The sequence below is a fragment of the Streptomyces geranii genome (assembly GCF_002954775.1).
Lineage (GTDB): Bacteria > Actinomycetota > Actinomycetes > Streptomycetales > Streptomycetaceae > Streptomyces > Streptomyces geranii.
Genome location: NZ_PJME01000025.1, coordinates 22843 through 42850, shown reverse-complemented (window position 1 = coordinate 42850; position 20008 = coordinate 22843). Strand labels below are relative to the sequence as shown.

Genomic DNA, 20008 nt, shown 5'->3' with positions numbered 1-20008 from the left:
GTGGGGGTCGGTGGGGTGAGCGGAGCGGTCGGTGACGGCGGCTTGCGGTGGCCCGAGAGGGGGCTGGTGTGACGGAGGCAGAGGGGGGCGGGGGCAAGTGGTCCGGTAGCGGGCCGTTGCTGCTCGGGGTGCGGCATCACGGGCCCGGGTCGGCGCGGGCGGTTCGGGCGGCGTTGGCGGCGGCGCGGCCCGCGGTCGTGCTGATCGAGGGACCGCCCGAGGCCGACGCGCTGGTCCCGCTGGCCGCCGACGAGGACATGCGACCGCCGGTCGCCCTGCTGGCCCACGCGGTGGACGAACCCGGCCGCTCGGCCTTCTGGCCGCTGGCCGAGTTCTCCCCGGAGTGGGTGGCGCTCCGCTGGGCGCTGGAACAGGGGGTCCCCGCCCGCTTCATCGACCTTCCCGCCACGCACACGCTGGCATGGGGGAGCGAGACCGTCTCCGACACGGACACGGACACGGACACGGGTGCGGGCGCGGCTGTGGACGTTGATGCGGATGCGGATGTGCGGATCGATCCGCTCGCCGTGCTCGCGCGGGCCGGTGGCTATGACGATCCCGAGCGCTGGTGGGAGGACGTGGTCGAGCACCGGGGGGTGGGGGAGGGGGACGCGTTCGCTCCCTTCGAGGTGCTCGAAGAGGCCATGGGCGCGCTGCGGGAGGTGTACGGGACCGGAGGGCATGACCGGGACCTCGTCCGGGAGGCGTACATGCGGCTCCAAGTGCGGGCGGCGCAGCGGGAGTTCGGTGACGCGGCGGTGGCCGTGGTGTGCGGGGCCTGGCATGTGCCCGCGCTGCGGCGGAAGGGTGCCGTCGCGGCCGACCGGGCGCTGTTGAAAGGGCTGCCCAAGGTCAAGGTGGACGTGACCTGGGTGCCGTGGACGCATCGCAGGCTCGCGCGGGCCAGTGGATACGGGGCGGGCATCGACTCGCCCGGTTGGTACGGGCACCTGTTCGGGGTACGGGACCGGCCGGTCGAGCGGTGGATGACCAAGGTGGCCGGGCTGCTGCGCGCCGAGGACAGGATGGTCTCCTCGGCGCACGTCATCGAGGCGGTGCGGCTGGCGGAGACGCTCGCCGCGATGCGGGGCCGTCCGTTGCCGGGGCTGACCGAGACGACGGACGCCGTGCGGGCGGTGATGTGCGAGGGGTCGGACGTGCCGCTGGCGCTGGTGCGGGACCGGCTCGTCGTCGGGGACGTGCTCGGGGAGGTGCCGGAGTCGGCGCCCGCGGTGCCGTTGCAGCGCGACCTGACCAGGCTGCAGCGCCGGCTGCGGCTCAAGCCGGAGGCGCTGGAGCGGGAGTTGGAGCTCGACCTGCGCAAGGAGACCGACGCCGGGCGGAGTCGGCTGCTGCACCGGCTGCGGCTCCTCGGTGTCGGCTGGGGCGAGCCCGCGGCGTCGCACGGCAGCACCGGTACGTTCCGGGAGACCTGGCGGCTGCGGTGGGAGCCGGAGTTGGCGGTACGGGTCGCCGAGGCCGGGGTGTGGGGGACGACGGTGCTCTCGGCGGCGACAGCCAGGGCGGAGGCCGACGCCGTCGGCGCGGGTTCGCTGGCCGACGTGACCGCACTCGCCGAGCGCTGTCTGCTCGCCGAACTGCCGGACGCGCTCCCGATGGTGATGCGCGTCCTCGCGGACCGGGCGGCCCTGGACGCGGACGTGGGCCACCTGGCCCAGGCCCTGCCCGCGCTGGTCCGTTCCCTGCGCTACGGCGACGTACGCGGCACGGACACCAAGGCCCTGGCGGAGGTCGCGGCGGGCCTCGCCGAACGCGTCTTCGTCGGCCTGCCGCCGGCCTGCGCCGCACTGGACACGGACGCGGCGGAGGAGATGCGGCGGCATGTGGACGCCGTGCATGGGGCGGTGGGGTTGCTGGGGGAGGCCGCCGAGAGCCCTGTGAGCCCGGCGAGTACCGCCGAGTCCGGGGAGTTCGGGGAAGCAGGGGAATCCGCGGAGGGCGAGGCTCCTGCCGGTGAGCTGCGGCGCCAAGGAGACGGCGTTGGCGTCGAGGCGGGTGGTCTGCACGCGTCGTCGGCCGGGCGGTTGCGGCGGCGTTGGTACTCCGTGCTTCGGGTGCTGGGCGGGCGGGACAGCGTGGCCGGGGTGGTGCGGGGGCGGGCCGTGCGGTTGCTGTTGGACGAGGGGGAGTTGGCGCAGGACGAGGCCGCCGTGCTCATGGGGCTCGTGTTGTCGCCGGGGACCGCGCCGGGGGATGCCGCCGCCTGGATCGAGGGGTTCGTCGGGGGTGGTTCCGGGGGCGGGATGCTGCTCGTGCACGACGAACGGCTGCTCGGGCTCGTCGACGCCTGGCTGACCGGGGTGCCGGCGGAGGCGTTCACCGATGTGCTGCCGCTGCTGAGGCGCACCTTCTCGGTGTACGAGCCGGGGGTGCGCCGGACGCTCGGGGAACTGGTCCGGCGTGGGCCGGGTGAGCGGGGGAGTTCGGTGGCCGGTGCTGCCGGGGTGCCGGGGTTCGCGCCCGACCTCGATGTCCGGCGGGCGGATGCCGTGTTGCCGGTGCTTCGGCTGCTCCTCGGGACGGCGCCGGGTTCGGGGGCGGGAGTGGGTGCCGGGGGGACCGGTGACAACGGGCTTGTGGGGGTGGGGGCATGACAGTGACGACCGGGTCGGTTGAGTCAGTGGAGTCCGCGCAGGAGCGGTTGCGGCGGTGGCGGCTTGTGCTGGGGGGCGATGCGGCCGACGGCACCGGGTGCGCGCTCTCCGGTCAGGACGCCGCCATGGACGGGGCGCTCACCGCGCTCTACGGGAGGGGGGACGGGGGCAAGGACCGGGCGGGGCGGGACCGTTCGGCGGGGCTCGGGGCTTCCGCGCCGTCGGTCGCGCGGTGGCTCGGGGACATCCGGACGTACTTCCCGTCGTCCGTCGTCCAGATCATGCAGCGGGACGCCATCGACCGGCTCGGGCTCTCCGCCCTGCTGCTGGAGCCCGAGATGCTGGAGGCGGTCGAGGCGGACGTGCACCTCGTCGGCACGCTGCTCTCCCTCAACAAGGCGATGCCGGAGACGACCAAGGAGACGGCGAGAGCTGTTGTACGCAAGGTCGTTGAAGACCTGGAGAAGCGGCTCGCCTCGCGGACCCGGGCCACGCTCACCGGTGCGCTGGACCGCAGCGCCCGGATCAGTCGGCCGCGCCATCACGACATCGACTGGAACCGTACGATCGCGGCCAACCTCAAGCACTACCTCCCCGAGTACCGCACGATCGTGCCGGAGCGGCTCATCGGGTACGGGCGGGCCTCCCAGTCGGTGAGGAAGGAGGTCGTCCTCTGCATCGACCAGTCCGGGTCGATGGCGGCGTCGGTGGTGTACGCGTCGGTGTTCGGGGCGGTGCTGGCGTCCATGCGGTCGATCGACACCCGGCTCGTCGTCTTCGACACGGCGGTCGTCGACCTCACCGACCAGCTCGACGATCCGGTGGACGTGCTGTTCGGTACGCAACTCGGCGGCGGTACGGACATCAACAGGGCGCTCGCCTACTGCCAGTCGCAGATCACCCGGCCCGCCGAGACGGTCGTCGTGCTGATCAGCGACCTCTACGAGGGCGGCATCCGCGACGAGATGCTGAAGCGGGTCGCCGCGATGAAGGCGTCCGGGGTGCAGTTCGTGACGCTGCTCGCGCTGTCCGACGAGGGGGCGCCGGCGTACGACAGGGAGCACGCGGCTGCGCTCGCGGCGCTGGGCGCACCGGCGTTCGCCTGCACGCCCGATCTGTTCCCGGACATCATGGCGGCGGCGATCGAGAAGCGTCCGCTGCCGATACCCGACACCGAGTGAGCTGAGGGGGCCTCCGGCGGCAAAACGGACATGACTGTGCATCGGCCATGGGGTGGTTGCGCGACCTCGGGAGAGGCGTGCGAAGATCGGCGCCCACCCAGTCCTGTCGCCGCCCGGAGTGTTCCTCCCCTTGAACTGGCCAGCCGCCCTGTCCCTTGCCGTACTGCGCGTGACGCGCACGGCGGTTGGGCGGCGTGCGCTGCAACTGGCCGTGCTGGTGGGCGGGTTGCTCGTGTTCGGGCTCCTCTTCGGGGAGCGGGCGCATGCGGCGGAGGGGGGTGCGCCGACGGTTCCAGGTCAGGTGCAGACTCAGCTGCCGGTTCCGGTTCCGGTTCTGCCGACGAGGCCTGTTGAGCTGGTCGAGCCCGTCGGTGGGCTTGTGGACGCCGTGACCGAGGAGCTGGCGGAGGTGTCGGCTCAGGTGCCGACCCTGCCCGCCTTACCTACGCTGCCCACCCTGCCCGACCTGCCCGCGCTTCCGGAACTCCCCGAGCTTCCTGCCCTGCCCGACCTGCCGACCCTCCCGGCGGTTCCCGAGCTGCCTGTGCCGTCTGTGCCGCCCGTACCGCCTGTGCTTCCGGGTGTGCCCGACTCGCCCACCGTTCCCTCCACGCCCGCCTCCCCTGCATCTCCCGCGATCCCCTCCTCGCCGGAGCAGACCCGGCCCGCGCCCGTCGCCGAGACGCCTCAGGGCGGAGTCGTCCACGGGCCTCGGTTCGTGGTCGGCGGTCGTGGCGTGGACGTTCACGGTGTACGTGTCCCGGCGCCGTCCGTGCGGCAGGTGTCTGGGGGTTCGCCCGGTGGGGTGCCTCAGCGGGTGCCCGGTGAACGGGCGGTCGTCGACGGTGGTGTTTCCCGGCATGGGGGCGGGCACGGCGATGGGTATGCCGTCGCGTCGGGTCAGCGGGTGTCGGTGCGGTTCGTGCCGGAGGGCGCTGCGGGTGTTGGCGGCGCCGAGGTGCGGGACCGGCACCGGGCCGTTCCCGTCTTCCCCGGTTAGGGGCTTGTCTCCCGCTCCGTTGCGCCGCCGTGCGTGAGCGGAGCCTGCGGTGACTGCACGCAGTGCCAGTCAGTAGCTTCCGTACCCCTGAAAGCTTCCGTACCCCCGAATTTCCGCGCGCCCGACGTGCGGATCATCCGGACTCCGTCAGGACAGCCTCGTACGGCCGAATGCCATCGGCCCGGCGGTGGCTGTGACCGGTGGAGGGCGGTGAGTGGGCTCCCATAGGGGTGGGAGACCGCTTGCCGGAGGACCGTCGAAGCCGTCGGCGGGCCTTCCAGGGGCCTCACCGGGCCCACCCCAGCCCGGTGAGGCCTCACCTTTGCACCCGTAACCGCATCTAAGCCCCGCCGGAGTGCCTCCCGAGTGCCCTCACAGGGGCCGTCAGGCGGCCGTGAGTGGCACTCTGTGACAGGTATCACCGCTCAGGTGTGATTCCTGATTTAGGGACCTGCGGGGTGCGGCGATAACCTGCGAGACGGACATGCCGCGCGCTCGGACACCGTGTGCGCCACCCTTGTGACACAGCGGACGTCACGTTGCCCATCGCGGCACGCCCACGCAGACAACGAACCGCGAGATCACTGATAGGGACGGACGCGCGTGGACCTGTTCGAGTACCAGGCGAGGGACCTCTTCGCCAAGCACGGTGTACCGGTGCTGGCCGGTGAAGTCATCGACACGCCTGAGGCGGCGCGCGCGGCGACCGAGCGTCTGGGCGGCAAGTCCGTCATCAAGGCGCAGGTGAAGGTCGGTGGGCGTGGAAAGGCCGGCGGCGTGAAGCTCGCCGCCACCCCGGACGAGGCCGTCGCCCGCGCGACGGACATCCTCGGCATGGACATCAAGGGCCACACGGTCCACAAGGTGATGATCGCCGAGACCGCGCCCGAGATCGTCGAGGAGTACTACGTCTCGTACCTCCTCGACCGCACCAACCGCACCTTCCTCGCCATGGCGTCCGTCCAGGGCGGCGTGGAGATCGAGGTCGTCGCGGAGGAGAACCCCGAGGCCCTCGCGAAGGTCCCGGTCGACGCCAACGAGGGCGTCAGCATCGAGAAGGCCCGTGAGATCGTCGCCCAGGCGAAGTTCCCGGCCGAGGTCGCCGAGCAGGTCGCCGAGATCCTGGTGACGCTGTGGGACACCTTCATCAAGGAGGACGCCCTCCTCGTCGAGGTCAACCCCCTCGCCAAGGTCGCCTCCGGCAAGGTCATCGCCCTCGACGGCAAGGTCTCCCTCGACGAGAACGCCGAGTTCCGTCAGCCGGACCACGAGGCCCTTGAGGACAAGGACTCCGCGAACCCGCTGGAGGCCGCCGCCAAGGCCAAGAACCTCAACTACGTCAAGCTCGACGGTGAGGTCGGCATCATCGGCAACGGCGCGGGGCTCGTCATGAGCACCCTCGACGTCGTCGCGTACGCCGGTGAGAACCACGGTGGGGTCAAGCCCGCCAACTTCCTCGACATCGGCGGTGGCGCCTCCGCCGCCGTCATGGCGAACGGCCTGGAGATCATCCTGGGCGACCCCGACGTCAAGTCGGTCTTCGTCAACGTCTTCGGCGGCATCACCGCGTGCGACGAGGTCGCCAACGGCATCGTGCAGGCGCTGCAGCTGCTCGCGGACAAGGGCGAGGAAGTCTCCAAGCCCCTCGTCGTCCGCCTCGACGGCAACAACGCCGAGCTGGGTCGCAAGATCCTCTCCGACGCCAACCACCCGCTGGTCCAGCGCGTGGACACCATGGACGGCGCGGCCGACAAGGCCGCCGAGCTCGCGGCTGCGAAGTAAGGGAAGAGGGACAGACAAGCCATGGCTATCTTCCTCGACAAGGACTCCAAGGTCATCGTCCAGGGCATGACCGGTGCCACGGGCATGAAGCACACCAAGCTCATGCTGGCCGACGGCACGAACATCGTCGGCGGTGTGAACCCGCGCAAGGCGGGCACGTCGGTCGACATCGACGGCACCGAGATCCCGGTCTTCGGCACGGTCGCCGAGGCGATCGAGAAGACGGGCGCGAACGTGTCCGTACTCTTCGTACCGCCGGCCTTCGCCAAGGCCGCGGTCGTCGAGGCGATCGACGCGGAGATCCCCCTCGCGGTCGTCATCACCGAGGGCATCGCCGTCCACGACTCCGCCGCCTTCTGGGCGTACGCGCAGTCGAAGGGCAACAAGACCCGGATCATCGGCCCGAACTGTCCCGGACTCATCACCCCGGGCCAGTCGAACGCCGGCATCATCCCGGGCGACATCACGAAGCCGGGCCGTATCGGTCTGGTCTCGAAGTCGGGCACGCTGACGTACCAGATGATGTACGAGCTGCGGGACATCGGCTTCTCGTCGGCCGTCGGCATCGGTGGCGACCCGGTCATCGGTACGACGCACATCGACGCGCTCGCCGCGTTCGAGGCCGACCCTGACACCGACCTGATCGTGATGATCGGTGAGATCGGTGGCGACGCCGAGGAGCGCGCCGCGGACTTCATCGCGAAGAACGTGACGAAGCCGGTCGTCGGTTACGTCGCCGGCTTCACCGCGCCCGAGGGCAAGACCATGGGTCACGCGGGTGCGATCGTGTCCGGTTCGTCCGGTACGGCGGCTGCGAAGAAGGAAGCGCTTGAGGCCGCCGGCGTCAAGGTCGGCAAGACGCCGACCGAGACGGCGAAGCTGGCGCGCGAGCTTCTCGCCGGCTGACGTTCTTTGAGCTGAGCCTCTGTGGGCCCGTTCCCTTTGCTGGGGCGGGCCCACTGGCGTTGGTGCGGGTGCCGTTACTTTGCCGGGTACCCGGAACTGGTGGCTGTGCCCACAGCCGGGTCGCGCGCCTCACCTCGGCTCCGGTGTCACCCTCTCCGGGCCGTTTGCCGGTTCCTCCTCCAGCTTCTTCTGGAGTTTCTGTTCCGTACGGGACAACGGGCCCGGGGCCGGTCTCGGTGGTACGCCCTGGACTGTTGCTCCCGGGGCCACCGGAGGCTCGTAGTGCGTCGGGGACGTGTGGAGGGTGAATGTCGTGGCCGCCGTCAGGGCGATCGTGAAGGCGATGGCCGCGTGGGTCCAGTTCCGGGCTCGGCGTTCGCCTGCCGCGCGGACCGTCGACGGGCGGGACGCTCTCAGGCGGGCGTGCGTCGCCAGGACCGACAGGCGGGTCGAGAGGGTGGCCGGGTCCGTGAGGGACGGGAGCTGGGTCGTCAGCGCCTCGCGGGCGTGCAGCAGGCGGTTCGCCGTCGCCGGTGTGCTCGCCTCCGTCTCCGCCGCCGTTTCCGGCAGGCCCAGGCCGACACCGTCGTAGAGGAGCAGGGTGCGGCGGTACGGCGGGGGCAGTCGCAGCAGGGCGGAGAGCAGGGCGCGGTCGGTCGGGTCGGCGGGTGGGGCCTCCGGGTGGCGGTGGCGGGCGCGGAAGCGGTGCCAGGGGGAGAGGGCGCAGTCGTACGCCGTGGCACGCACCCAGCCCGCCGGGTCCGGGTCCACCGCCACCTCCGGCCAACGGTGCCACGCCAGCTGGAACGCCCGTTCGACGGACTCGCGCGCCAACTCCCGGCGCCCGGTGAGGAGATACGTCTGCCGTACGAGTGCCGGGGCGCAGAACGCGTACAGCGCGTCGAAGGCCTGAGCCGGCGTCAGGGGTGGCATGTCCTGCGGGGCGGTGGCGACGACGGCAGCCTCGGCGACGGCCGTGGCGGCAGGCGTGGCAGCGGGCGTTGACGGTGTCGGCGCCGCCGCCAGCAGTGCCGCGTACGCCTGTGCCCTGCGTCCGCGCGGTGTTGTGCGGCCCGTCTCCCACGCGCGTACCGTCTCGCGGCTGACGCCCACCCGTTCGGCGACCTGAGCCCGCGTCAGCGACTGTGACTCGCGCAGGCGTCGGCGCTCGGCGGGTGGGGGCAGCGGGGTGGTGGGGCTCTGTGTCACCGGGGGCCCCTTCGCGCGAAAAAGTACATAAAACGTATATTGAGTGACACGTCGTAAGTTCGCCTGTTACACCCGGAAAGCGCGTGTCGTTGGGAGCATGGCGCTCGTGACCCAGATGACCGATCGCCGGCTTCGTTTCCTGCCCCTGCGCACCCGGGCACGGGTCCGTGACCGGGTCCGCGACCGGCTGCGTGACCGTTCCCCCGGGCTGGGCGCCGGCCTGCTGGGCGGCGCGGTCGCGGCGGGGCTCGGGCTCGGCTCGTTCGCCGTGCTCGTGATGGTGCTGTGGATCAGCTCGCCGTATCCGGACAGCGGCCCCGACGGCGCCCTGCACATCGCCGCCGCCCTCTGGCTGCTCGCCCACGGCGCCGAACTGGTCCGCGTCGACGGCCTCTCCGGCGCCCCCGCCCCCGTCGGCGTCACCCCGCTCCTCCTGCTCGCCCTCCCGGTCTGGCTGCTGCACCGCGCCGCCCGTGACGTGGCCGAGGGCCCGGAGGCGGAGGAGGACGCGACCGGGGACGCGCCTCCCGTCCCCGCCCGTACCGCCTGGCTCGGCGTCGTCGCCGGGTATCTGACCGTCGCCGGGGGCGTCGCCCTGTACGCGGCCGGGGGCGGTCTGAGTCCCGACTGGGCCTGGACTGTCGTATGCGTACCGCTGCTCACCATGGCGGCGGCGGGCGCCGGGGTCTGGACGGCGTACGGCCGCCCGCGCGCGCCCCTCTCACCCCGGGTGCTGTATCTGCTGCCCAGGTGGGTTCGCCGGCGCGTCCTGGACCCGGCGGTACGGGGCCGGGTCCTGGCCGTCGGGCGGGCCGCCGGGGCCGGGGTCGCCGTGCTGGTCGGGGGCGGCGCGCTGCTCGTGGCCGTGTCGCTGGTCGGGCACGGCGGGGCCGCCCGGGTCTCCTTCCTGCAGCTGACGGAGGCGTGGTCGGGGCGGATCGCCGTACTGCTGCTCTGTCTCGCCCTGATCCCCAACGCGGCGCTGTGGGGCGCCGCTTACGCCCTCGGGCCCGGGTTCGTGCTCGGCGCCGGCCGGGTGACGGGGCCGCTGGGTGCCGATCCGGCGCCGCTGCTGCCGCCGTTCCCGCTGCTGTCGGCCGTGCCGGACGCCGGTCCCGGTACCCCGCTGACCTGGGCGGTCGCGGCGGTGCCGGTGGCGGCCGGGGTGACGGTCGGGTGGTTCACGGCGCGGGCGGCGAGTCCGGCGGAGGCCGGGCGGGTGCCGTGGTCGGTCGGGCGTACCGCCGCGAACGCCGGGTTCGCCGCCCTGCTGTGCGCGGGCGCGCTCGCCGCGCTCGCCGCGCTGTCCGGCGGGCCGCTGGGCAACCACGCCCTCGCCCATGTCGGGCCGGTGTGGTGGCTGACGGGCGCGGCCACGCTCGCGTGGACGGCGACCGTCGCCCTGCCGATGGCCCTCGGGCTGCGCGCGTGGCGCCTGCGCGAGCGGCCGAAGGGCACCGGCACGGACATCGGGACCCTGAAGCTGACGTCACCGAAGGTCCCCGGCGCGACGAGGAAGCCGTACGGCACGACGGCCGTCACCGCGGATGTCACCGTCACCGTCGGCGAAGACGCGTACGAGGCCGGCGACCCCTACGAGGCGGAGGCCGCCTACGACTTCCTCCCCCTCGACCTGCCGTCGCCCTCGCTCTCGCCCTGGTACGACACCGCCTCCCGCGAGGCCCGCTGGGCCGCGCTCAAGGAGGCGTCCGCGACACCGCCGCCACCGGAGCCGGGGGAGTCGGACGAGCCGGAAGAGCCGGAGGAAAGCAGGCTTCCCGGCTAGCTGTTCGTGCCGAACACCTGCCGGAGTTCCTTCGGGAGAAGGTCGTTGCAGGCCTTCTTCGCGGTGGTCGTGAGGGCGTCGTTCGCGCACGTGTAGTAGTCGCGGTAGACGAACTGGAGGCTGAACGTCCCCGCGACCATCACGAGCGCCAGCGACGCCGTGACCAGACCGCTGATCGCGGCCGTCTTCTGCGGTCGGCCGCCGCCGCCCGCGCCCTGCTGCGGTGCCGGGTTGTCCGGGTTCGGGGTGCGGGGCTTGGCGCGCAGGGCGCTGATACCCCAGTGCAGGGCGAGCGCGCCGAGCAGCAGCGCCACGTACGGCCAGGCGAAGAGGGCGAAGAAGAAGGCCCACATGCCGCACAGCAGGGCGTACCGCGCATGGCGCTGGGCCGGGTCCGTCGGGTCCCAGCGCGGGTTCGTGCCCGGCCCGTCGCCCGGACCCTCGGAGCCGCCCTGGCCGCCGGGACGGCCGGAACGGTCGCCGAAGCCGCCCGGGGAACGGCCCGGCTGCCGGTCGCTCCACTGACTGCCCCACGGCGAGGGGCCACCGGACCCGCCGCCCGACTGGTCCTCGCCCTCCGGACGCCGGGGCTGCCAGGGCTTGTCAGGGCTGCCCTCGGGCGGCGGGGCGAACGGGTTGTCGTCCTGGGCCGCGCTCTCCTGGGCGTCGCCGGCCTCGCCCCGGTCGCCGTTCTTCGTGCCCGGCTTCTTGTCCGAGGCCGCGTCGGGCGGCGACGCGGGGCGCTCCCGCAGCAGCACCGACTGCGGGGTGAGCGTGAGGAGTCGCAGGCTGCGGTCCGACATCAAGTGAGCGTCTTCCCCTTGTTGGTTACAACGGTGGTCACAACTCTGGTGGAGGCTGTTCCGGCATGAGCCGTCACCCGGTGAACGCACCGCATGACGACCGCGTTCCCGGACCGGCCCCTCGCAGACGCTACCTTCCGGCCACGCCCCCGTCCCGTGGGGGCCGTCCGGTGTGCCGGTATCGTTGCTGGCGGTCGGCCGCTTCGTAGACTTCCCCGTATCCCGGGACGCGAAGCATTCGTATGAACACACGAGTGGGCATGTGAGCCGCCCGCACGAAACCGCTCCCCCGAGAAAGGGCCCCGCCGTGGCCGAGTCCCAGGCCGCCAAGGTCGCCAAACGCCTTGTCGTGCTGGTCTCCGGATCCGGTACGAATCTTCAGGCGCTCCTCGACACCATCGCGGCCGGCGGCGCCGGGGCCTACGGCGCCGAGATCGTCGCCGTAGGGGCCGACCGGGACGGCATCGAGGGGCTCGCGCGCGCGGAGCGGGCCGGGCTGCCGACCTTCGTGTGCCGGGTGAAGGACCACGGCACCCGGGCCGAGTGGGACGCGGCGCTCGCCGGTGCGGTGGCCGCGTACGAGCCCGATCTGGTGGTCTCCGCCGGGTTCATGAAGATCGTGGGCAAGGAGTTCCTGGCCCTGTTCGGCGGGCGGTTCGTCAACACGCATCCCGCCCTGCTGCCCAGTTTCCCGGGGGCCCACGGCGTTCGCGACGCGCTCGCGTACGGCGCCAGGGTCACCGGCTGCACCGTCCACTTCGTCGACGACGGCGTCGACACCGGGCCGATCATCGCTCAGGGCGTGGTCGAGATCCGGGACGAGGACGACGAGAGCGCTCTGCACGAGCGCATCAAGGAAGTCGAGCGAAGGCTGCTCGTCGATGTCGTGGGGCGGCTCGCCCGCAACGGCTATCGCATTGAGGGACGAAAGGTAGTTATCCAGTGACCGCCGACATCGACGACATCACTGTCACCGCCGAGAGCGACAAGCGGGCCCTTCGCCGGGCGCTCATCAGCGTCTACGACAAGACCGGCCTGGAAGAGCTGGCCCGCGGCCTGCACGAGGCCGGCGTGGAGCTCGTCTCGACCGGGTCGACCGCTGGGCGTATCGCCGCCGCGGGCGTCCCCGTCACCAAGGTCGAGGAGCTGACCGGCTTCCCCGAGTGCCTGGACGGCCGGGTCAAGACCCTGCACCCCAAGGTGCACGCGGGCATCCTCGCCGACCTGCGGCTTGAGGACCACCGCAGCCAGCTCGCCGAACTGGGCGTCGAGCCCTTCGACCTGGTCGTCGTCAACCTCTACCCCTTCCGCGAGACGGTCGCCTCCGGTGCCTCGCCCGACGAGTGCGTCGAGCAGATCGACATCGGCGGCCCGTCGATGGTCCGCGCCGCCGCCAAGAACCACCCGTCGGTGGCCGTGGTCACCAGCCCGGCGCGGTACGCCGACGTCCTGGGCGCCGTCCGGACCGGCGGCTTCGACCTCACCACCCGCAAGCGGCTCGCGGCGGAGGCCTTCCAGCACACGGCGTCGTACGACGTGGCGGTGGCCTCCTGGTTCGCGTCCTCCTACGCCCCGGTCGACGAGTCGCGGTTCCCCGACTTCCTGGGCGCCACCTGGGAGCGCGAGAACACCCTCCGGTACGGCGAGAACCCGCACCAGCCCGCCGCGCTGTACGTGGACGGCAACGGCGGCGGTCTCGCAAAGGCCGAGCAGCTGCACGGCAAGGAGATGTCGTACAACAACTACACGGACACGGACGCCGCCCGCCGTGCCGCGTACGACCACGCCGAGCCCTGTGTCGCGATCATCAAGCACGCCAACCCGTGCGGGATCGCGGTCGGTTCGGACGTCGCCGAGGCGCACCGCAAGGCGCACGCCTGTGACCCGCTGTCGGCGTTCGGCGGGGTCATCGCCGTCAACCGGCCGGTGAGCAAGGAGCTGGCGGAGCAGGTCGCGGAGATCTTCACCGAGGTCATCGTCGCGCCGGACTACGAGGAGGGGGCGCTCGAAGCCCTCGCCAAGAAGAAGAACATCCGGGTGCTCAGGGCGGCGGGCGCACCCGCCAACCCCGTCGAGGTCAAGCCGATCGACGGCGGTGTCCTCCTCCAGGTGACCGACCGGCTCCAGGCCGACGGCGACGACCCGGCCAACTGGACGCTCGCGACGGGCGAGGCGCTGAGCGCCGCCGAACTGGCCGAGCTGGCGTTCGCCTGGAAGGCGTGCCGGGCCGTCAAGTCCAACGCGATCCTGCTCGCCAAGGACGGCGCCTCGGTCGGCGTCGGCATGGGCCAGGTCAACCGGGTCGACTCGGCGAAGCTGGCGGTCGAGCGGGCGGGCGAGGAGCGGGCGCGGGGCGCGTACGCGGCCTCGGACGCGTTCTTCCCGTTCCCGGACGGGCTGGAGATCCTTACGGCCGCCGGGGTCAAGGCCGTGGTGCAGCCCGGCGGTTCGATGCGGGACGAGCTGGTCGTGGAGGCCGCGAAGAAGGCGGGCGTCACGATGTACTTCACGGGGACGCGGCACTTCTTCCACTGAGGTCCCGAGGCTCATGAACATGAAAGGGGTGCCGGTCCCCTCCCAGGAGGGGGCCGGCACCCTTTTCGGTACCGCCGCCGGTGCGACTGTGCGACTACTGGTGTCCCGCCGGGTACTTCGACCGGTTGAACCAGGCCGCGCCGTCGGACTTGCCGACGAAGACCGCGATGAGCACCGCGAGGGTGGTGTGCACCAGGCCGATGACGATGAAGGGGTAGATGCCGAGGACGGCGGTGATGATCGCGAACACCAGCGTGGTGATACGGAGGCCGCTGCCGCCGCTGCCGAACTTCGCACCCAGCACGATCGCGAAGATCCCCCAGCCGAGGACGATCGCCGTGAACGCCCACAGGGCCCCGGCGGAGTAGTCGGCGAGCTGCTGGAAGTCGACGTTGTTCTGGAGCTCCTCGTCGTTCTTCGCGGCGTGGATCGCGACCGCGGACAGGGCGAAGAGGATGGCGCCGATCACCTGGAAGCCCGCGATGACGAACAGCATCACGCGGGCGGCCTTCACATTGCCCGGCATCGAGAACGGGCCGCCCTGGTAACCGCCGTAGCCCGGCTGTCCGTACCCCTGCTGACCGAGCGGCGGGGCCGCCGGGTAGCCGTAACCGGGCTGCTGGGGCGGGGTCTGCTGGGGGTAGCCGTAGCCGGGCGCGGGCTGCTGCGGCTGCTGCTGGGGCGGGCCGTACGGGTTGTTCGGGTCGCCGAAACTCATGGCGGGTCTTCCTCCGTCTGCGTCAAGTGCGGGGACGACGCGAGGCACCGAACGGAGGAAGGTGTTGCAGATGCGGTACGCCCCCCGGCCCTGCCCGCGGCACTGTGCTGCTTAGCGTTTTATCGTTCTTTAGTTCGTACGTACTTGTCCAGCCGCATAGTGCATGTGTTGTGCAAGTGCAACATCCACGATCATGGGCGGTCGTCGGACGGCACCCGGATTGGAACCGGGGGGCGGTCATCCGCGAGGATGTGGGTATGAGCGCCCAGATTCTCGATGGCAAGGCCACCGCAGCAGCGATCAAGTCCGATCTGACCGCCCGCGTGGCGGCGCTGAAGGAGAAGGGTGTGACGCCCGGCCTCGGCACGATCCTGGTGGGGGAGGACCCCGGCAGCCAGAAGTACGTCGCGGGCAAGCACCGTGACTGCGCGCAGGTGGGCATCGCCTCCATCCAGCGCGAACTCCCCGCCACGGCCACGCAGCAGGAGATCGAGGCGGTGGTCCGCGAGCTGAACGAGGACCCCGCGTGCACCGGTTACATCGTCCAGCTGCCGCTTCCCAAGGGCATCGACGAGAACCGCGTACTCGAACTGATGGACCCGGACAAGGACGCGGACGGCCTCCACCCGATGAACCTGGGCCGCCTCGTCCTGAACGAGCCGGCGCCCCTTCCCTGCACCCCCAACGGCATCCTCACCCTCCTCCGCGCGCACGGCGTGGAGATCAAGGGCGCGGAGGTCGTGGTCGTCGGCCGGGGCGTGACCATCGGCCGCCCGATGCCCCTTCTCCTCACCCGGCGCAGCGAGAACGCGACGGTGACGCAGTGCCACACGGGCACGCGCGACCTGGCCGCCCACCTCCGCCGCGCCGACATCATCGTCGCCGCGGCCGGCTCGGCCCACCTGGTCCGCCCCGAGGACGTGAAGCCGGGCGCCGCCGTCCTCGACGTCGGCGTCTCCCGCACCGCCGAGGGCAAGATCGTGGGCGACGTCCACCCGGGCGTGACCGAGGTCGCCGGCTGGATCTCCCCGAACCCCGGCGGAGTCGGCCCGATGACCCGCGCCCAGCTGCTCGTCAACGTGGTCGAGGCGGCGGAACGCAGTGTCGGCTGAGGCGGAGGGCGTACGCGAAGGCGTCGTCGGCGGTACGAGCGAGGGTGGCGTGCCCGGTTCGGGCAAGGTGCCCGGTCCCGGTGCCGGGGCCGACGGCGGCAGGGTTTCCGGAGGTGGTGCGGTGTCCGCGTCCGACGGAGTGGGCGAGCCGGGTGACCCGGCCGGTGCGGTCGTGGACCCTGTCAGCGCCCCGGACGCCTCCGGGCGGCCCCGGCGCACCACGCGCCGTTTCCCGCTCTTCACGCGGGACACCGCGCGGCCCGAGGGGGGCGGCCGGGCCGCTCCCGGGGACGCGCCCGCGCCCGTGCGGCAGTGGCCGATCCTGGTCGTGCTGGGCGCGGTCGGGCTCGGGCTGCTGCTGACCGCGCTGGACGTGTTCCGGTACGGGACGCTGCTGATCGGGGCCGCGCTGCTGGCCGGGGCCGTACTGCGGTGGGTCGTGCCGGACGTCGGGATGCTCGCCGTACGGTCCCGGTTCACGGACATGGTCACGTACACCCTGCTGGGCACCGCCATCGTGCTGCTGTCGATGATGGCCCAGCCGAATCCCTGGCTGGAGATTCCGTTCCTCGACGACACGCTGCACTACACGATCCGTAGCCACGGCGGTCTGTAGACCCCGTCGGGAACCGACCCGCCCTCCGGCGTGGTCCGACACCGTGGAGGTGGGCGATGAGCGCCTGGCAGCCACTGCCGGAGGATCTGCCGCCGGAGGTGCGGCACTTCGTGGAGCAGGTGCGGGGGCTCAAGGACCGCACCGGGCTCAGCCTGGCCGCGCTCGGCGCCCGTACCGCGTACAGCAAGTCCTCCTGGCAGCGGTACCTCAACGCGACCCAGCCGCCGCCCCGGCAGGCGATAGCCGCCCTGTGCCGGGTCGCGGGCCTGACCCCGGCGGACGCCGAGCGGTTCGGGGTCCGCTGGGAACTGGCGGTCCAGGTCTGGCCCCGGCCGCCGGCCCCCGTGCCGGACACGCCACAGCAGGACGGGGTGTACGAGGAGGAGGTGCCCACCCTTCCGTGGTGGGTGGAATCCGAGTCCGCCCCCGGTGACTCCTCGCGGCGGGTGCTGCTCGTCGCGCTGCTTCTCGTGCCGGTGCTCGTCATGCTCGCCGTGGTCGGCGCTGTCGTTTTTGGTTGATGCCGCTGAGGGAATCCGACAGCTCTGCGCCCACTGTGACCGTTCTTGTGCTTTCTGTGTGGCGATGTGTCGGTAAGTTCGAGGAATTGCAACCGGCGCGCAACGCGCCACCGCTAATGTGGGCAATCGGGACGGTCCGGGGCGTCCCGTGCACCATCCAGAGGTTCGGCCGGCCGGGAGGGTGGTCGGTGGAACACTGGGACACTGGACCGCAAGCCGGGGGCGTGCAACGGTGCACCTCCAGGCCGGACAATGCTCCCGTGCGCCCCCACCCCGGGAACCGAGATCCTGAACGGGCGCATCCGTGTGGGTAGCCAGGACAGTCAGGAACAGACTCGGCCGAGGGATCCACGGCTTTACGCACGGGAGACACAGCCAGCACGACCGGGGGGAATGAGGGGGGAAGCATGCCTCGTTGGAGGGCCTTGCCGGATGAACTAGATCCGCAGGTCAAGGAGTTCGCGAGCCAGCTGCGCAGGCTCGTGGACCGCAGCGGCCTGAACATCGCGGCGGTGGCCGACCGCACGGGCTACAGCAAGACGTCCTGGGAGCGTTATCTCAACGGCCGGCTTCTCGCGCCCAAGGGCGCGATCGTCGCCCTGGCCGAGGTCACCAACACGAATCCCATTCACCTGACCACGATGTGGGAGTTGGCCGAGCGCGCCTGGAGCCGCTCGGAGATGCGGCACGACATGACCATGGAGGCGATCCGGATCTCCCAGGCGCGCGCCGCGCTGGGGGAGTTCGGGGCGCCCGCCGCCGAGACGAAGAACGTGGGCGGCAAGAACGGCGGCGGCAAGAGCGGCCGGGCCTCGCGGAGCGCGACCGTCACTCCGGGGATCGCCGGACCCGCCGGTGTCTCCCCGACCGTCCCGCCGCAGCCGACGCCCCCGGAGACCCGGGACTCGGTCGGCGACGTACGGGCCGGTGCGGCCCGGGGCGGTGGCGGCGCGGGCGGCTCGGTGAGTTCCGCCGGTTCGGCCGGTTCCGTCAGCTCGGCCAGCTCCGCGAGTTCGGCCTCGGCCGAGGGGAACTCCTGGGGCATGGCCGGGTATCAGGGCCCGGCGTCGAGAGGCGGCGCCGGGGGGCGTACGGCCACGCCTTCCGGCCTCGACGGCCCCGGTGGCCCGGTCGGTTCGGGTGGCCCCGGTGGACCCTCCGGGTTTCCCGGTGGTTCCGGTTATCCGGGCGCCGCGCCCTGGACCCCCGGTACGCCCGTGCCGACGCCCGGCGGCGAGCCGCAGGACGCCCGGCCCGGTGGCGGTGGCTCCGGCGGTTCGCGGCGCAAGCGGCGGCTCACGATGTTCCTCGCGGGTGTCGTGGGCGCGTCGGTGGTGGTCGCGGCGGCCCTGATCTTCACGAACAAGGGCGACGACACCCCGCAGGCCAAGCCGAGCCCGTCCCCGACGACCTCGGCAGGCACCGACCCCGACCTGCCGGTCGGCGTGGAGTGCAGCGGCGAGGCGTGCACCGGACAGGACCCGGAGAACATGGGCTGCGGCGGCGAACTGGCGCAGACCGCCAACAGCGTCACCGTCGGCACCACGCTCGTCGAGGTCCGCTACAGCAAGACCTGCCAGGCGGCCTGGGCCCGCATCACGCAGGCGGCGCCGGGCGACCAGGTCGACGTCACCGCCTCCGGCGGGGCGAAGCAGACCGGCGCGGTCGACACCGACACCGACGCGTACACGCCGATGGTGGCCGTGAAGGACGCGGGCGACGCCACGGCGTGCGTCACCCTCGCCGCGACCGGTGAGAAGGGCTGCACGCAGTAGCGGCGCACGCGCCGACGGGACGCCGCGGCGCGACGGCACATTCCCCTCGTACGGGCTCGAAGGGCCGCGGATCCACGGCGGCGCGGACGGTCGTGCGAGGGGAATCGCCATGGACGGGGCATGCCTCGCCGGGATCGGGGCAGGCGGTGAAGTACCCCCACGGGATCCGGTCCGACCGGTCCCCCGGCGGTGGTCGCCCGTCACACCTCTCCCGGACGGGCGACCGCCGCCGTTCCCGGCGCCAGGGCGGGACTTCGCGGGAAGCGGAACGCTGTGGGACGGGCCACACGGGACCCGGACGTACGGGATCCCGGATGCGCGATAGCCTGACGGCGGATCTCTCTTGATGCCAAGAGATCGATCATCCGAACCGGGGCAGCGACGCCCCACCGCCAGCTGTCATACGGAGAACGCCATGACCCGCACTCCCGTGAACGTCACCGTCACCGGCGCGGCCGGCCAGATCGGTTACGCCCTGCTCTTCCGCATCGCCTCCGGCCAGCTGCTCGGCGCGGACGTGCCGGTCAGGCTCCGCCTCCTGGAGATCACCCCCGCCCTCAAGGCCGCCGAGGGCACGGCCATGGAGCTGGACGACTGCGCGTTCCCGCTGCTCCAGGGCATCGACATCACGGACGACGCGAACGTGGCCTTCGACGGCGCCAACGTCGCCCTCCTGGTGGGCGCCCGCCCGCGTACCAAGGGCATGGAGCGCGGTGACCTCCTCTCGGCCAACGGCGGCATCTTCAAGCCGCAGGGCAAGGCCATCAACGACAACGCCGCCGACGACATCAAGGTCCTGGTCGTCGGCAACCCGGCCAACACCAACGCGCTGATCGCCCAGGCCGCCGCCCCGGACGTACCGGCCGAGCGCTTCACCGCGATGACCCGCCTCGACCACAACCGCGCGCTCACCCAGCTCGCGAAGAAGACGGGCTCGACGGTCGCCGACATCAAGCGCCTGACGATCTGGGGCAACCACTCCGCCACCCAGTACCCCGACATCTTCCACGCCACGGTCGCCGGCAAGAACGCCGCCGAGGTCGTCAGCGACGAGAAGTGGCTCGCCGAGGACTTCATCCCGACCGTCGCCAAGCGCGGCGCCGCGATCATCGAGGCCCGCGGCGCGTCCTCGGCCGCCTCCGCCGCCAACGCCGCCATCGACCACATCCACACCTGGGTCAACGGCACGGCCGACGGCGACTGGGCCTCCATGGGCATCCCGTCCGACGGTTCGTACGGCGTCCCGGAGGGCCTGATCTCCTCCTTCCCGGTCACCACGAAGGACGGCGTCTACGAGATCGTCCAGGGCCTGGACATCAACGAGTTCAGCCGCGCCCGGATCGACGCCTCGGTGCAGGAGCTGGCGGAGGAGCGCGAGGCGGTTCGCGCCCTCGGCCTCATCTAGTCCCCTGGTCCCGGTCCAACCGCACTGCCCTCGGGCCCCGTTCC

General features: G+C 72.1%; 15 protein-coding genes. 12 read left to right on the top strand and 3 right to left on the bottom strand.

All coding sequences use genetic code 11. From position 1 onward, the window contains the following. Positions 1–68 precede the first annotated feature (68 nt). The 4 genes from CW359_RS27215 to sucD all read left to right on the top strand — a co-directional run bounded on the left by CW359_RS27215 (position 69) and on the right by sucD (position 7484). On the top strand, positions 69–2615 hold the full coding sequence (locus CW359_RS27215) for a DUF5682 family protein (RefSeq protein WP_105972784.1): 2547 nt from the start codon (positions 69–71) through the stop codon (positions 2613–2615). Then, positions 2612–3796, top strand: coding sequence for a VWA domain-containing protein (locus tag CW359_RS27210; RefSeq protein WP_105972783.1), 1185 nt, complete (start codon positions 2612–2614; stop codon positions 3794–3796). Before CW359_RS27215 ends, CW359_RS27210 begins: the two co-directional genes overlap by 4 nt. Before the next feature lie 1603 nt (positions 3797–5399). Beyond that, complete coding sequence (sucC, locus tag CW359_RS27200) at positions 5400–6578, top strand: ADP-forming succinate--CoA ligase subunit beta (protein ID WP_105972781.1); 1179 nt, start codon at positions 5400–5402, stop codon at positions 6576–6578. A gap of 21 nt (positions 6579–6599) precedes the next feature. After that, positions 6600–7484 carry a succinate--CoA ligase subunit alpha gene (gene sucD, locus CW359_RS27195; RefSeq protein WP_105972780.1) on the top strand — a complete coding sequence of 295 codons (885 nt, stop codon included), beginning with the start codon at positions 6600–6602 and terminating at the stop codon, positions 7482–7484. Between the two features lie 129 nt (positions 7485–7613). On the opposite strand, the gene CW359_RS27190 is transcribed toward sucD, so the two are convergent. Beyond that, complete coding sequence (locus tag CW359_RS27190) at positions 7614–8693, bottom strand: helix-turn-helix domain-containing protein (RefSeq protein WP_105972779.1); 1080 nt, start codon at positions 8691–8693, stop codon at positions 7614–7616. 97 nt (positions 8694–8790) lie between these two features. On the opposite strand from CW359_RS27190, the gene CW359_RS27185 reads away from it, so the two are divergent. After that, entirely contained in the window at positions 8791–10479 is a 1689-nt protein-coding gene (locus CW359_RS27185; RefSeq protein WP_105972778.1) for a cell division protein PerM, read from the top strand. Here the strand turns inward: CW359_RS27185 and CW359_RS27180 are convergent. Then, entirely contained in the window at positions 10476–11282 is an 807-nt protein-coding gene (locus tag CW359_RS27180; protein ID WP_105972777.1) for a hypothetical protein, read from the bottom strand. The two genes, CW359_RS27185 and CW359_RS27180, sit on opposite strands and share 4 nt — an antisense overlap. A gap of 307 nt (positions 11283–11589) precedes the next feature. Between CW359_RS27180 and purN the strand changes: the two genes are divergently transcribed. Together purN and purH are read left to right on the top strand one after the other, a co-directional pair. Continuing rightward, the gene (purN, locus tag CW359_RS27175) at positions 11590–12228 is read left to right on the top strand and encodes a phosphoribosylglycinamide formyltransferase (protein WP_105972776.1); all 639 of its coding nucleotides are present in this window, start codon (positions 11590–11592) and stop codon (positions 12226–12228) included. A gap of 17 nt (positions 12229–12245) precedes the next feature. Next, positions 12246–13817: a bifunctional phosphoribosylaminoimidazolecarboxamide formyltransferase/IMP cyclohydrolase gene (purH, locus tag CW359_RS27170; protein WP_105972852.1), complete on the top strand. Its 1572-nt coding sequence runs from the start codon at positions 12246–12248 to the stop codon at positions 13815–13817. Positions 13818–13911: 94 nt separating this feature from the next. On the opposite strand, the gene CW359_RS27165 is transcribed toward purH, so the two are convergent. Further along, entirely contained in the window at positions 13912–14535 is a 624-nt protein-coding gene (locus CW359_RS27165; RefSeq protein ID WP_105972775.1) for a hypothetical protein, read from the bottom strand. A gap of 257 nt (positions 14536–14792) precedes the next feature. Between CW359_RS27165 and CW359_RS27160 the strand changes: the two genes are divergently transcribed. From CW359_RS27160 to CW359_RS27140, 5 genes are all read left to right on the top strand, one after another. Further along, positions 14793–15647 carry a bifunctional methylenetetrahydrofolate dehydrogenase/methenyltetrahydrofolate cyclohydrolase gene (locus CW359_RS27160; protein WP_105972774.1) on the top strand — a complete coding sequence of 285 codons (855 nt, stop codon included), beginning with the start codon at positions 14793–14795 and terminating at the stop codon, positions 15645–15647. A 121-nt stretch (positions 15648–15768) separates the two neighbouring features. Then, positions 15769–16263, top strand: a complete 495-nt coding sequence (locus CW359_RS27155) for a DUF3017 domain-containing protein (RefSeq protein ID WP_232838619.1) — start codon at positions 15769–15771, stop codon at positions 16261–16263. A gap of 56 nt (positions 16264–16319) precedes the next feature. Beyond that, positions 16320–16784: a helix-turn-helix domain-containing protein gene (locus CW359_RS27150; RefSeq protein ID WP_105972773.1), complete on the top strand. Its 465-nt coding sequence runs from the start codon at positions 16320–16322 to the stop codon at positions 16782–16784. 407 nt (positions 16785–17191) lie between these two features. After that, complete coding sequence (locus tag CW359_RS27145; protein ID WP_105972772.1) at positions 17192–18559, top strand: XRE family transcriptional regulator; 1368 nt, start codon at positions 17192–17194, stop codon at positions 18557–18559. 415 nt (positions 18560–18974) lie between these two features. After that, positions 18975–19964 (top strand): malate dehydrogenase, encoded by a 990-nt coding sequence (locus CW359_RS27140; protein WP_105972771.1) that lies wholly within the window; start codon positions 18975–18977, stop codon positions 19962–19964. Positions 19965–20008 lie beyond the last annotated feature (44 nt).

Coding starts and splice junctions, on each gene's coding strand:
- CW359_RS27210 (WP_105972783.1), top strand. CDS start 2,612: ATGACAGTGACGACCGGGTCGGTTGAGTCAGTGGAGTCCGCGCAGGAG.
- sucD (WP_105972780.1), top strand. CDS start 6,600: ATGGCTATCTTCCTCGACAAGGACTCCAAGGTCATCGTCCAGGGCATG.
- CW359_RS27185 (WP_105972778.1), top strand. CDS start 8,791: ATGGCGCTCGTGACCCAGATGACCGATCGCCGGCTTCGTTTCCTGCCC.
- CW359_RS27180 (WP_105972777.1), bottom strand. CDS start 11,282: ATGTCGGACCGCAGCCTGCGACTCCTCACGCTCACCCCGCAGTCGGTG.
- CW359_RS27165 (WP_105972775.1), bottom strand. CDS start 14,535: ATGAGTTTCGGCGACCCGAACAACCCGTACGGCCCGCCCCAGCAGCAG.
- CW359_RS27160 (WP_105972774.1), top strand. CDS start 14,793: ATGAGCGCCCAGATTCTCGATGGCAAGGCCACCGCAGCAGCGATCAAG.
- CW359_RS27150 (WP_105972773.1), top strand. CDS start 16,320: ATGAGCGCCTGGCAGCCACTGCCGGAGGATCTGCCGCCGGAGGTGCGG.
- CW359_RS27145 (WP_105972772.1), top strand. CDS start 17,192: ATGCCTCGTTGGAGGGCCTTGCCGGATGAACTAGATCCGCAGGTCAAG.
- CW359_RS27140 (WP_105972771.1), top strand. CDS start 18,975: ATGACCCGCACTCCCGTGAACGTCACCGTCACCGGCGCGGCCGGCCAG.